Origin of the sequence: Proteiniphilum acetatigenes DSM 18083, from assembly GCF_000380985.1 — a bacterium.
GTDB classification, from domain to species: Bacteria; Bacteroidota; Bacteroidia; order Bacteroidales; family Dysgonomonadaceae; genus Proteiniphilum; species Proteiniphilum acetatigenes.
Map to the genome: position 1 here is coordinate 1 of NZ_KB905711.1, position 12630 is coordinate 12630.

At 43.6% G+C, this 12630-nt stretch carries 12 protein-coding genes and 2 tRNA genes; 7 read left to right on the forward strand and 7 right to left on the reverse strand.

What is annotated here, in order from left to right; translation table 11 throughout:
* Together F597_RS0118290 and F597_RS0118295 are read left to right on the forward strand one after the other, a co-directional pair.
* Positions 1-245 (forward strand): IS30 family transposase (locus F597_RS0118290; protein ID WP_019541205.1); only part of this gene is annotated, 245 nt, incomplete at its 5' end.
* 100 nt (positions 246-345) lie between these two features.
* Positions 346-416, forward strand: a tRNA-Cys gene (locus F597_RS0118295).
* A 51-nt stretch (positions 417-467) separates the two neighbouring features.
* On the opposite strand, the gene F597_RS0118300 is transcribed toward F597_RS0118295, so the two are convergent.
* Positions 468-815, reverse strand: a complete 348-nt coding sequence (locus F597_RS0118300; protein WP_019541206.1) for a sll1863 family stress response protein — start codon at positions 813-815, stop codon at positions 468-470.
* A 338-nt stretch (positions 816-1153) separates the two neighbouring features.
* On the opposite strand from F597_RS0118300, the gene F597_RS0118305 reads away from it, so the two are divergent.
* Genes F597_RS0118305 through pgeF form a run of 3 tightly spaced genes read left to right on the forward strand, consistent with a single transcriptional unit; the run spans position 1154 to position 3708 of the window.
* Positions 1154-1729, forward strand: a complete 576-nt coding sequence (locus tag F597_RS0118305; protein WP_019541207.1) for an adenylate kinase — start codon at positions 1154-1156, stop codon at positions 1727-1729.
* Positions 1730-1731: 2 nt separating this feature from the next.
* Complete coding sequence (obgE, locus tag F597_RS0118310) at positions 1732-2880, forward strand: GTPase ObgE (RefSeq protein ID WP_019541208.1); 1149 nt, start codon at positions 1732-1734, stop codon at positions 2878-2880.
* Positions 2881-2889: 9 nt separating this feature from the next.
* On the forward strand, positions 2890-3708 hold the full coding sequence (gene pgeF / locus F597_RS0118315; RefSeq protein ID WP_019541209.1) for a peptidoglycan editing factor PgeF: 819 nt from the start codon (positions 2890-2892) through the stop codon (positions 3706-3708).
* Positions 3709-3788: 80 nt separating this feature from the next.
* Here pgeF and F597_RS0118320 read toward each other — a convergent pair whose 3' ends face one another.
* The 4 genes from F597_RS0118320 to F597_RS0118335 form a co-directional block, all read right to left on the reverse strand.
* Positions 3789-4364 carry a superoxide dismutase gene (locus tag F597_RS0118320; RefSeq protein WP_026327638.1) on the reverse strand — a complete coding sequence of 192 codons (576 nt, stop codon included), beginning with the start codon at positions 4362-4364 and terminating at the stop codon, positions 3789-3791.
* Positions 4365-4759: 395 nt separating this feature from the next.
* Entirely contained in the window at positions 4760-6859 is a 2100-nt protein-coding gene (gene ftsH, locus F597_RS0118325) for an ATP-dependent zinc metalloprotease FtsH (protein ID WP_019541211.1), read from the reverse strand.
* 78 nt (positions 6860-6937) lie between these two features.
* Complete coding sequence (rsfS, locus tag F597_RS0118330; RefSeq protein ID WP_019541212.1) at positions 6938-7297, reverse strand: ribosome silencing factor; 360 nt, start codon at positions 7295-7297, stop codon at positions 6938-6940.
* A 129-nt stretch (positions 7298-7426) separates the two neighbouring features.
* A complete protein-coding gene (locus tag F597_RS0118335; protein WP_044060477.1) occupies positions 7427-8668 on the reverse strand; it encodes a 3-keto-disaccharide hydrolase in 1242 nt (413 codons plus the stop codon).
* Between the two features lie 233 nt (positions 8669-8901).
* Between F597_RS0118335 and F597_RS0118340 the strand changes: the two genes are divergently transcribed.
* On the forward strand, positions 8902-9846 hold the full coding sequence (locus tag F597_RS0118340; RefSeq protein ID WP_019541214.1) for a bifunctional riboflavin kinase/FAD synthetase: 945 nt from the start codon (positions 8902-8904) through the stop codon (positions 9844-9846).
* Positions 9847-9924: 78 nt separating this feature from the next.
* Here the strand turns inward: F597_RS0118340 and mltG are convergent, their stop codons facing one another.
* The gene (gene mltG / locus F597_RS0118345; protein WP_019541215.1) at positions 9925-10968 is read right to left on the reverse strand and encodes an endolytic transglycosylase MltG; all 1044 of its coding nucleotides are present in this window, start codon (positions 10966-10968) and stop codon (positions 9925-9927) included.
* A gap of 196 nt (positions 10969-11164) precedes the next feature.
* On the opposite strand from mltG, the gene F597_RS0118350 reads away from it, so the two are divergent.
* Positions 11165-11251 (forward strand) — tRNA-Ser (locus F597_RS0118350).
* Between the two features lie 46 nt (positions 11252-11297).
* Here F597_RS0118350 and F597_RS0118355 read toward each other — a convergent pair.
* Positions 11298-12623 (reverse strand): outer membrane beta-barrel protein, encoded by a 1326-nt coding sequence (locus tag F597_RS0118355; RefSeq protein ID WP_019541216.1) that lies wholly within the window; start codon positions 12621-12623, stop codon positions 11298-11300.
* Positions 12624-12630: the final 7 nt, after the last annotated feature.

Sequence of the window (12630 nt, forward strand, 5' to 3'; positions counted from 1 at the left end):
CCCATGAAATGATAACTAAAAGACTGGGAGTCCCCGTATATTTTACAGACCCCTATTCATCGTGGCAAAAAGGAGCGATTGAAAATGCTAATAAACTCATCCGGCAATACATCCCCAAGGGGGCATCATTCAAGGACTATCCCCCGGGGAGATTAAAGCAAATACAGCATAAATTGAACAATCGACCAAGAGAAAAATTAAGCTTCAGCACACCAAAAGTTGAGTTTTACAAACAATTAATGTAAATTGCACTTGCTGCTTGACTCTGCTGGAATAGAAAAAGAGGGGGAATCTTTTTATAAGTCAAAAAAATATCCTACCTTTGCAACCTATTTAAGGGCAATTGGTACCTTGGCCGAGTGGTTAGGCGCCGGTCTGCAAAACCGTTGACGGCGGTTCGAATCCGCCAGGTACCTCGAAATAAAAAAATCCAACACTGCTTGATGGTGTTGGATTTTCTAATGTTCTTAGTCCGGTGTGTCGGTATCGGTATCGTCACAACAACCTCCGGTTTTCTCTTTTTTAAATGCATCAGCTACTTTACCGAAATTTTCTTTCCATGCATCAGCTACTGAAGCAAAGAAATTGACAGCACTATCCTTCACCACATCCCATTTAGAGTCGGCCACTTGCTCATATTCCTCCAATTTGGCGGACAGATTGTTTTTAATCTCTTTGAGATTCTCCAGACGCTCACGGTATTCTTCTTTTGCCTCTTCCGCAATTTCTCCTGCTTTGTCTTCCAGTTTGGTGATGTAATCTGCTAATTCGTTCAGTACATCATACGTTTTTTGTTTGAATTCTTCTTTTTTCATTGTAGAGAGTGTTATATGTTTCAATTACTTTAGGCATTTTGAGTCGCTTTCGCTCCTCGATTTTCAATTTTCGCAACGACATATTCAAGTAAATTTAGTTGTTTTCTACGCTCAACATAATAAAACAAGTTTTCTTCTGTACTCGCTTACCGAAAACATTCCAGGCAAGCTTGTCTTCTGTTCGTATTGCTTAGCGAAAATGTTGACTTTTACTCTATAAACAGATGACAAAAAAATTAGTTCAACTTCAATTGAATGAGGGAGTATAAAAACGGTGATGGAGCTACAGTCCGGAAAAAAATAAAAATTGTATCTTTGCATCTTAACGAAAAACGAATATGTTGAATATTGTAATTTTTGGAGCTCCCGGATCGGGAAAAGGGACACAAAGCGCGAAATTAGTTGAGAAATATGGACTCAAGCATCTCTCTACCGGAGATATATTGCGCAACGAGATTAAAGCAGACACGGAATTGGGAAAATTGGCGGACTCATATATGTCGAAAGGACATCTTGTTCCCGACGAGTTGGTGATTGATATATTGGATAATCTGATTGGCAAGCATAGAGACGCCAAAGGATTTATCTTTGATGGATTTCCCCGTACGCTTGCCCAGGGCGAAGCGCTGGGTAAGATGTTGGAGAAGCATGGTGAGGCCATAGATGCTGTCCTCAGCCTGGAAGTGGAGGAAGAAGAGTTGATCGACCGCCTGCTGAAACGGGGACAGATCTCCGGCAGGGCGGATGATAACCGTGAAACCATTGAATCGAGGCTGAAAGTGTATCATGCTCAGACCGAGCCGCTCAAGGAGTTTTACCGGACACGCGGCACATTAAAAAATATTGAAGGGGTTGGTTCTATTGATGATATCTTCGGATCCATCGAGAAAGAGATCGACCGGTTAGAAAAATAAAAATGGCGGAAACAAATTTTGTAGATTACGTAAAGATTTTCTGCAGGTCAGGTAAGGGTGGACGAGGCTCTGCCCACCTGAGGAGGGAAAAATATATCCCGAAAGGTGGTCCTGACGGGGGCGATGGGGGAGATGGCGGAAACATTATCCTCCGTGGTAATCGTAACTACTGGACATTACTCCATCTGCGTTATCAGCGACACATCTTTGCCGGACACGGCGAAAGCGGATCAAAGGCTCAACGTTCGGGGAAAAAGGGCGAAAGTAAGATAATTGAAGTGCCTTGTGGTACTGTAGCCTATGATGCACATACCGGAGAATATTTGTGTGATATCACAGATGATGGCCAGGAAGTGACCTTGCTGAAGGGGGGACGTGGCGGCCTGGGCAATGTCCATTTTAAGTCGTCTACAAATCAGACTCCGCGTTATGCACAGCCGGGAGAACCGTATGAAGAGCGATGGATAATCCTTGAGTTGAAGCTATTGGCAGATGTGGGATTAGTGGGTTTCCCGAATGCGGGGAAGTCCACATTGCTTTCAGTGGTATCAGCTGCAAAACCAAAGATCGCCAATTATCCCTTTACCACACTCCAGCCCAATTTGGGTATTGTGGAATATCGTGACGGAAAATCGTTTGTGATGGCCGATATTCCCGGGATTATCGAAGGTGCCAGTGAAGGAAGAGGACTTGGATTACGTTTCCTCCGGCATATAGAGCGTAATTCTTTATTGCTGTTTGTTATTCCTGCCGATGCGGATGACATAAAGAAAGAGTACAATATCTTACTGAACGAGCTGACTCAATATAATCCCGAGCTATTGGATAAAACTCATTTGTTGGCAATATCCAAAGCCGATATGCTCGATGAAGAACTGATGCAGGAAATGACATTCGGCTTACCCGATATCCCTTACCTGTTTATCTCTTCTATTACGGGATACGGTATTCCTGCACTGAAAGATATGCTTTGGCGTGAACTCAATTCGGATGATTATGTGCCGATATCAGCTTCGCGGGATGCATTGGTACATAGGAATCTCGATATTTCCAGGTTCGAATTTGATCCGGAAGAGGAATTTTCCGATGATGATTCCGGATCGGGAGAGGATATGGAAGAAGATGATAACTACTACGAAGAGGACTTTTAACGATTAGAAATGAAACCACATCCTCTGTATAGCAATCTGCTTTTGTTCGACCTGTTCGACAGGGAAGAAAATATTGTTCATTTTACTACTACCCGGGAGGGAGGAGTGAGTGACGGTACCTTCTCCTCTTTCAATATGGGTAATTTTTCGGATGACAGCCCGTTGAATATCAGAGAGAACCGGGAGATACTTGCCCGTATGCTCTATATGGATATAGACCGGTTCATTATCCCCCACCAGACGCATGGACCCAGGGTATTGACAATTGACAGAAATTTCTTTAACCTTGACCATGCCACAGCCATTGAAACCCTGTATGGCGTCGATGCCACTATCACCGGTGAGAAAGATATCTTCCTGTGTGTTACTACCGCCGATTGTGTACCGGTGATTCTGTATGATAGAAAGAATGAGATAATTGCTGCTATTCATGCCGGGTGGAGAGGTACTGTAGGACGGATTGTTGAGAAAACTGTCGTGGAGATGGAGCAACAATTCGGTTCCTTACCGGAGAATATGATCGTCGGCATCGGTCCGGCCATAGATATGTCGCATTACGAAGTAGGAGATGAAGTGGTGCGTCGGTTTCATGATGAAGGATTCGACCTTTCTGATGCCACCCTTTTTCCCAGAGAAACCTTATACTCCAGATACCATGTCAATTTGAAAGAGATCAACAGGAGGGAACTGATCAGGCTTGGAGTCCCTGAGGATCAGATCGAAAAAAGTACATTGTGTACCTTCGAGAGGGAGGATATTTTCTTTTCTGCCCGCAGGCAAACCGTACATTCCGGGAGGATGCTTACCGGGATTATGATGAAGAGATAAAAAAGAGAGAGTGAATTGTTGATATTCACTCCCTCCCATTCAGTTGACTATTGCGATCTTCGCCGGAAGATTGCTTTCAATTAATAACGTGCGCTTACCACATCCCAATCTATAATCTTCCATATTTCCTTCAGGTGATCGGCACGGCGATTCTGATAGTCAAGATAGTATGAATGTTCCCATACATCAAAACCTAAAATAGGAACCAGACCGCTTGTAACCGGATTACCGGCATTGCTTTCTTTCAAGATAGAAAGTTTACCGTCCTGATCCTTTGCCAGCCATACCCATCCCGAACCGAATACGGAAACTCCGGCTGCATTGAATTCTTCTTTAAACTTCTCGAACGAGCCGAATTGCTCGTTGATTGCATCGGCCAGTTTCCCTTTTGGCTCACCACCGCCGTCTTTTTTGAAAGAGGTGAAGTAGATATTGTGGTTGAGGATCTGTCCCGCATTGTTGAAAATAGCGCCATCACTCTCTTTTACTACTGTTTCAAGATCTGCATTTTCAAATTTCGTCCCCACCACTAACTTATTCAGATTATCCACATAGGCCTGATGGTGCTTACCATAGTGAAGTTCTACTGTCTGTTTGCTGATAACCGGCTCTAAAGCATCGGTTGCATAAGGTAATGCTACTTTTTCGAATTTCATATTTACACTGTTTTTAGAATTGTCGTTTTCACTGTTTCTCGCGTTGGAATTGTTGCAACTGATTGCCGATAACGCAAATAATCCTGTCAATAAGTAATAATGAATTGTTTTCATATAACTAATTTATTTTTTTCCTGTCGGTCTATAGACCCAAAATAATTAATTTAATGATAATCATCACATCATTAAATCATTAAATTAATTTCCTGTCTGTCTATAACGAAAACACTCTGAGAAATGTTCGCACCCATTGATACCGATTCTTGTTAATTTAGATGAAATAGGATCTAAAAATAATAGCCTGACCGTTAAAAGTCAGGCTATCAGTCGTCTTTAAAATCTTATTGGTTTTTTCTATTCCGCTTGTTCTTTATTTATTCACTGAGATTAAGCGTTTATCTGTTTTCTCCGCTGTTCTCATTCTCACGCTCCTTATTTTCCTGTGAAGAGCCGGACGGAACTTTTTCATCGGTGTCGATGAATATATGATCTCCGGAGCCGTGAGGTTTGGGTGGGAGTTGTATGCCGGAAGAGGATTCTTTCTCATTCTCTAATATTTCCTGGGAACGGGATATCCAGGGGCGTTTGCCGAATATTTTTTCGAGGTCGTCAGAATAGATGATTTCCCTTTCAAGCAGAATACCTGCCAGCCTGTTGTGCCCCTCCGCTTTCTCGGTAAGAATATGTTTTGCCCTCTCATATTGCTGGTTGATCATCGCTTTCACTTCGTTATCGATCAGCTTGGCTGTTTCATCGCTATAGGGTTTGGAGAAAGTGTACTCTTGACCTGACGAGTCGTAATAACTCAGGTTGGGCAGCTTTTCACTCATCCCCATATAGGTTATCATGGCGTAGGCTTGCTTGGTTACGCGCTCCAGATCGTTCATTGCCCCGGAGGAGATCGATCCTATAAATATTTCTTCGGCGGCCCTTCCTCCGAGGAGAGCACACATCTCATCGAGCATCTGCTCTTTAGTCGTGATCTGCCGTTCTTCCGGCAGGTACCAGGCTGCTCCCAGTGCTTTCCCACGGGGCACGATAGTCACCTTCACCAACGGGTTGGCATGTTCCAGGAACCAGCTCAGTGTAGCGTGTCCAGCCTCATGGATGGCGATGGCTTTCTTCTCATTCTGGGTGATGATCTTATTTTTCTTTTCCAGCCCTCCCACGATGCGATCGACCGCATTCATGAAGTCTTCTTTCTCCACGAATTTCTTCTTCTTCCGGGCAGCAATCAGTGCTGCTTCATTGCAGACGTTGGCTATATCGGCACCGGAAAATCCGGGTGTTTGACGGGCCAGGAATTCAACATCCACAGATTCGTCTATTTTGATAGGACGAAGATGTACCTTGAATATCTCTTTCCGGTCGTTCAGATCGGGAAGTTCTACGTAGATCTGCCTGTCAAAACGGCCTGCACGCAGCAAAGCTTTGTCCAGCACGTCGGCACGGTTAGTAGCAGCAAGGATGATTACCCCGCTGTTTGATCCGAAGCCGTCCATTTCGGTAAGAAGTTGGTTCAATGTGTTTTCCCGTTCGTCATTCGATCCGAAATTATTGTTTTTTCCACGGGCACGGCCTACGGCATCAATTTCGTCGATAAATACAATACAGGGCGCCTTCTCTTTTGCCTGGCGGAAAAGATCCCTTACACGGGATGCGCCTACACCCACAAACATCTCCACAAAATCGGATCCGGAAATGGAAAAGAAAGGTACATTGGCTTCGCCTGCCACCGCTTTTGCCAGCAATGTTTTTCCGGTTCCGGGAGGGCCTACGAGTAACGCGCCTTTGGGAATTTTCCCACCCAGATTGGTGTAATTATTGGGATTCTTCAGGAACTCCACAATCTCCTGCACCTCCTCTTTGGCTTCGGATAGTCCGGCGACATCTTTGAAAGTCACTTTCTGACTGGAATCCTTATCGAACAGTTGTGCTTTCGATTTACCTACATTGAAAACACCTCCGCCGGCACCGGCACCACCCTGCATTCTGCGCATCATCCATATCCAGAATACAATGAGCAAAAGAAAAGGAGCAAAAGTGAGTAATATGCCCCAGAGTTCCGATGTTGTATCAAAACGTACCTCGATATCGTAGTTTTTTTCGGCCTTTACATTATCTATGAAGTTTGTTACGGCATCGGTCGAAGGAACTTTGATCAGAATCAGAGGTGTTCTCATTGCCTTGCCGGCATCATCTCCGAAAACATAGCTTATAGACTCTTCACGTACGACTGCTTCCGCAGTCTCTTTGTTGCTGTACACCACTACGCTCTTCACTCGGTTATCTCTCACATATTCCTGAAATTCCGACCATTTTACCTCTTTTACAGTAGTATCTTGTCCGAAAAACCACATTCCCATGAGCAATGCCAACACTACAGCATAAATCCAGTAAGGGTTGAATGGTCTTTTGGGGTTGTTGTTACCGCCTATTTTGGGCCGCAGGGTAGGTTGTTTATCCTGTTTATTTTCTTTGTTCGTATTGTTCATTTGAGTGACTCTCTATTACGAAATTTTTCCGATGATTTTATTGTAGAAATATTGTAACAATTTTTTGGGAAATAAGTTTTAATCAATGGATGGAATACGTTCAGACCGGGCATCTTCCCAAAGGTTGTCGATATTGTAAAAATTGCGGAGTTCGGGTAGGAATATATGTACAATTATATTACCGTAATCCATTGCAATCCATTCGGCGAGTTGCTGTCCATGTACACGGATAGGATCTTCTTTGGTGTTTTTCTTCACAATCTCATCTATTGAATCGGCTAAGGCCGATACCTGGGTGGGTGTATTACCTTCGCAAATTACAAAATAATCACATACAGCACCCGTCATGCCTTTTAAGTGGATAGTACAAATGTTTTTTCCTTTCTTCTCCTGAATTCCTTCAATAATACTTTGTAAGAGTTCGTTTTTTTCTGTCATTCTTTATTTTAAGTGAGTTGATCATACAAAGATAGGCTCTTTTTTAAAATAAAATCGAAAAAAGCCCCGTCTTTTTAAGACGAGGCTTCGACTTACATATTATTAAGATAGAGGAAGAACGTTCAATTATTACAATGTTTTTAGCTGAAGATTCCTCCAAAGCACTTTAATACCTCCTCCGTCATGGATTTGCAAAGCGATACGTCCTTGTGCCTTGCCTATCTTCTCGTCGGTCAGGTCGACCATCTCTTCTCCATTCAGGAAAGTCTTTACATTGTCACCTTTTACCAGGATACGTAAGGTGTTCCACTCGCCCTCTTTCAATATTTCTTCCTTTTCATCGGGAATCTGTACCAGCCATCCACGTCCGTAAGACTCATAGATACCACCGGTGTCATGCCCTTTGGGAGCCACTTCCACCTGCCAGCCATTTACAATAGCGCCCGGTTCCACGAATGAGCGGATGAAGACACCGGAATTACCGTCAGCTTCCTGTTTGAATTCGAGAGTCAGGTCGAAATCATCGTAATATTCACGCGTGGCAAGATAGCCATATTGTTTATCCGGCCCACTTTCGCATACCAGGAGGCCATCCTGTACATACCACTTTTCGGTTCCGTAGATTTCCCATCCGTGCAGATCAGTTCCATTGAACAGGCTTACCTCTTTGGTCTTGTGGGGTAACTCTTTGATCTTCACATTCCGGAACCATGCAGCTGAACCATGGTCTTGCAGGCAGATAACGCCTTTGCGTGCCAATCCGTATTCGGGAGCATTTTCCCATTTACCGCTGTTCTTACGTGTAAACCAATCCTCTGTCCAGGCCTCGAACTCAATCACCTTCTCACCGTTCAGCCAATGCTCCACATGACCGTTATCGAAAACGATCCTGGAGGTGTTCCATTCTCCTGCCGGTTTGATAATGGTCTTTTCCGGATCGGTGGTGTGCATGGCATAATCGGCCGCTGTTTTCTGCCAATCTTCTAACGGTTCGGGAAATCCGAGATCATCGATCAATTGGTATTCCGGACCGGTCACATAAGGAACAGCAAACTTCGGATGTTCTACCACGTGGTACAGCACGCCGCTGTTACCGCCGTCAGCAATTTTCCAGTCCCATACCAGTTCGAAATTTTCATACGTTTTTTCGGTAACGATGTAACCGTGTTCATCGGCGCCTTCGCCCTTGGCCTGTATCATGCCGTCTTCAGCAAACCAGGGGGCAGTCAGTTCCTCGCCATTGTAATCGCGCCACCCATTGAGTGTAGTGCCGTCGAACAGCAGTTCCCATCCGTCGGCAATCTCCTGTTGCGTCAGCGTGTTGTGCTTCGCTTCGCCTGTGCAACCTGTCATTACCATAATCATACTCATTAGAGCCAATAAAATAAATTTAGAATTCATCGCTTCTTTTTTAAAGGATTAAACTTTGTAGTGTGATAATATTGAACACAAAGGTACTGAAATGATGTTAATATGAAAGTATTTTACCTGATTTCTTTGATAATGCGTCCGGTAGTAATGAGAATATAACAAAAGAATCTTTCTTTTTTAAACAAAGCTTTGCCAAATTCGTTTTATCTTCGCAGTTTAATAAATAATTTTACTTGATTTTGAAACTCATTGATTTAACTGTAGAGAAAGGGATTGGTGATCTTTCATTTGTGGCGACTGTTGGTTTTTTTGATGGTGTACATATCGGTCACAGGCATTTGATCGATCAGGTAAAGAAGGAGGCAGAGAGGCGCGGATTACCCTCGGCTGTGGTCACTTTCCCTGTACATCCCCGCAAAGTGTTACAGACAGATTATCAGCCGGCGCTTTTATGCGGGTTTGATGAGAAAATTGAACAGTTGGCTACCGCAGGTATCGACTATTGTATCAGCCTTCCGTTTACCGTTGAACTTTCTCAACTCTCTGCAAGGGAATTTATGCAAAAGGTTTTGAAAGAACAGCTTCATGTGAATACGCTGCTTGTCGGTTATGATCACCGTTTCGGACATAACAGAGAGGACAGTTATCCCGAATATAGCCAATATGGTAAGGAATTAGGTATGCAAGTAATCCTTGCTACCGAATTTCAATTGGGGGATAATGATGTGAGCTCTTCACAAATACGCCGGTTGTTGAAAGCGGGAAAGATCAAAGAAGCCAACGAGTTGTTATCATATAATTACAGGTTGTCGGGCAAGATTGTAGAGGGTTATCAGGTAGGACGTACTATCGGCTATCCTACGGCTAATATGCGGGTTTGGGAACGTTATAAGGTAGTACCTGAACTGGGGGTTTATGCGGTGATGGTGCATTTGCGCGATCTTATCTACCCTGGCATGTTGTATATTGGGAGACGTCCTACACTACATTCAGACAATGAGATCAGCGTAGAGGTCAATCTTTTCGACTTTGACGGTAATTTGTATAATCAGTCGATGAGTGTGGAATTTATCGATTTTATCCGTACTGACCGGAAATTTGATACCAAAGAAGAATTGGTAGCACAAATCCATCAGGATAAGGAATCAGTGAAACAACGATTGAAGAATAAAAAGTAATAGGGATCTGGTGTTGTTCCTGAAATCTTTCAGAACATTCAAAAACCTTTGCGAATATATTCAGGTGTTGTATAAACGTCAATAGATGCCCATTGCATTCAACGCTCTTTGGTATGCCGCTGCGTTACGTGCATGTTCGGCATGGGTAGTTGCGAAGTTGTGCCGGCCGGAAAGATCGTCTTTGGCGCACATAAAAAGATACCGGTGCTGCTGGGGCAATAATGTGGCTTCTATCGCCTGTATGGAAGGGACGCGGATCGGCCCCGGAGGAAGTCCGCCGTTCTTATATGTATTATAAGGCGATTCTACCTCAAGATGTCTGAATAGAATGCGTCGCAATGCGAAATCTCCCACTGCGAACTTTACCGTCGGATCGGCTTCCAATCGCATACCCCTGTTTAATCGGTTCAGGTATAATCCTGCCACGATAGGATATTCATCGGCATAAGTGGCTTCTTCCTCCACAATAGATGCCAGGGTAGAGACCTGCACAGGCGTAAGTCCTATTTTCCCGGCCTTCTCTTTTCGCTCTTCATTCCAGAAAAGTTCATACTCCCTTTTCATACGGTTCAGCAGATTGTCGATGCTTGTATCCCAGTATACTTCATAGGTATTAGGTATAAACATTGAGATGAATGTATATTCGTCGAACCCGAACTTCTCGGCATTGGCAGGATCTTCGAGTGCATTCAGCAATGAAAGGCTGTCAATCATCAACTGTTGTGAGATACGTCCTGCCAGATTTTCCCTGATCCGTATATTATTGAATGTGAGATTTACCGGGGTTTGGGTTCCCGACCGCAACTTACGTATCACATCCGGCATTGTCATGCCGTCTTCAATGGCGTATCTCCCGGTTTTTACCATGTTGGGATAATTCATGCGCTCAGCCAGCAGCCGGAAGATCTTTTCAGAAGGGAGCCCCGCCTCTTCTTTCAGTTGCCTTACTACCTCTTCATAACTCTTTTCCTGGTCGATATGGATATATGTTGTTTCCGTAAGTGAGAACGGCTGAAAGACTGTACTATACAGGTAAATCCCTGCTGCAATGAATACCAGCAATAGGCTACCGGTGATCAGTAGGACTGTTTTATTTCTTTTTTTCTTCTTTATCTGTTCCATTTTGTATAGTGACTCATGAGAACCGATACAAAAATAGAATATTTTTGTTAAGCATGAGCAGAACAAATTTATTTGTTTTGCCGGGCGGAGAAAATATCTAATGAAATTGAATGTTTTCGTTTGAAAAAGTCACCTTTTCTTTGACAAGTTGAAAACAATCTTGTATATTTGCATCCGATTTCGCGGAAATCCACAAGGAAGTGTGGGTGAGTGGCTGAAACCAGCAGTTTGCTAAACTGCCGTACGGGTAACCGTACCGGGGGTTCGAATCCCCCCGCTTCCGCGAAATAGTAAACCCTTGTAGGCGACTAGTTTACAGGGGTTTTTGATTATTTGCCCAATGAAAAACGGAGACCCACCCTAAGATTAACGTTCACAGGCTTTTCCTTATATATTGTTTCAACCTCACTTCCATTCTTAAAATAATAGATCACCCCCGGCTCTGCATACAATCCTATCTTTGAAAAAAGATTATATTCCACGCCTACCGAGGTGTTGATCGACCATTGCAACCGGTCTATGGATATGTTATCTTTTTCGGTGGATTCAGGTTTATCATTGATGACATAATCCGTGCTTAATTTGCCGGAAACATTCTTTTCGACCATTCCTCCTCCTGATACATAGATTGATATATTCCTGACCTTCCAGAGATTATAATTAATGCCCAGAGGGATACCAATATTGTGCAGGGTTTGTTCACTTGTATAATAATGACTGTTACTGCCCGACCGGAGTTGCGACGATAGTATGGTATAGGTTAATCCGCTTGTAAGACTCCATTTTTCGTCTAAATTATACTTTATGGAGGCTCCCATTGTCACGGGCTGTCTATGTTTCGCCTCAGTATAGACCGCACTCTGTTTATTTGCAGCAACAATCCCTTCATGCGGGTATTTTACCAAAAGAGGCGCCACATCATCCTCTTTTCCCATAGAGATCTCTTCGGCCAAAAAACTTCTGTAACCATTGTATGTATTTGAAGAGCCTGATGAGATATTTGATGCATAAAGACTTGTCTGCCACCTCGCGGGTTTGTTCCGCCGTGTAATAACCGGATAATGGGTATTGGGTTCAGGCGTATGATAATCGTGACGCTGGTCTCTTGATACAGAATACCTATCGGTAGCTTTTTCCTCTATACCGGATTCTTCTTCCGGATATTCGCTTTGGTATCCATTGTCAGGTTTGTCCTTTTCCTTATCAATAAAGAAATCATCCGTTTTTCTGTCTGCAGACGCTGTGGAAGCCAATGCTGAGAAGATTGCGGTATTTTTATCAGGGGTAAGGGATCCATGGTGGCCTTCTTCCGTGAGAAGAATCCCCTCATTATCGTGATCTATGGAGAGATTATTCCCCGGCTTGTGTTCCACTTCCGGTCTCTGAGTAATTGCAGGAGAGTGCAGGGTATCTTTATTCAGAAAAAAATCTCCGACAAAAAGCAGGACTAACAGGATGGCTGCTACCGCACCAATCCTTTTAACCCACAACAGGTTCTTTTTTTCTCCTGATGGAGATTGAACAGGGCGTTCCACCGTCCGGAAAGGGAGTTCTTTGGTTACGATCTGCTCAATATCTTCCCATAATCCATCCGGAGAAGGTTCTTCATGAGCTTCCATCCTTTTACGCAGATTATCCGACCACTGACTATTCATGACTTCA

Coding starts and splice junctions, on each gene's coding strand:
- F597_RS0118300 (WP_019541206.1), bottom strand. CDS start 815: ATGAAAAAAGAAGAATTCAAACAAAAAACGTATGATGTACTGAACGAA.
- F597_RS0118305 (WP_019541207.1), top strand. CDS start 1,154: ATGTTGAATATTGTAATTTTTGGAGCTCCCGGATCGGGAAAAGGGACA.
- obgE (WP_019541208.1), top strand. CDS start 1,732: ATGGCGGAAACAAATTTTGTAGATTACGTAAAGATTTTCTGCAGGTCA.
- pgeF (WP_019541209.1), top strand. CDS start 2,890: ATGAAACCACATCCTCTGTATAGCAATCTGCTTTTGTTCGACCTGTTC.
- F597_RS0118320 (WP_026327638.1), bottom strand. CDS start 4,364: ATGAAATTCGAAAAAGTAGCATTACCTTATGCAACCGATGCTTTAGAG.
- ftsH (WP_019541211.1), bottom strand. CDS start 6,859: ATGAACAATACGAACAAAGAAAATAAACAGGATAAACAACCTACCCTG.
- rsfS (WP_019541212.1), bottom strand. CDS start 7,297: ATGACAGAAAAAAACGAACTCTTACAAAGTATTATTGAAGGAATTCAG.
- F597_RS0118335 (WP_044060477.1), bottom strand. CDS start 8,668: ATGAGTATGATTATGGTAATGACAGGTTGCACAGGCGAAGCGAAGCAC.
- mltG (WP_019541215.1), bottom strand. CDS start 10,968: ATGGAACAGATAAAGAAGAAAAAAAGAAATAAAACAGTCCTACTGATC.
- F597_RS0118355 (WP_019541216.1), bottom strand. CDS start 12,623: ATGAATAGTCAGTGGTCGGATAATCTGCGTAAAAGGATGGAAGCTCAT.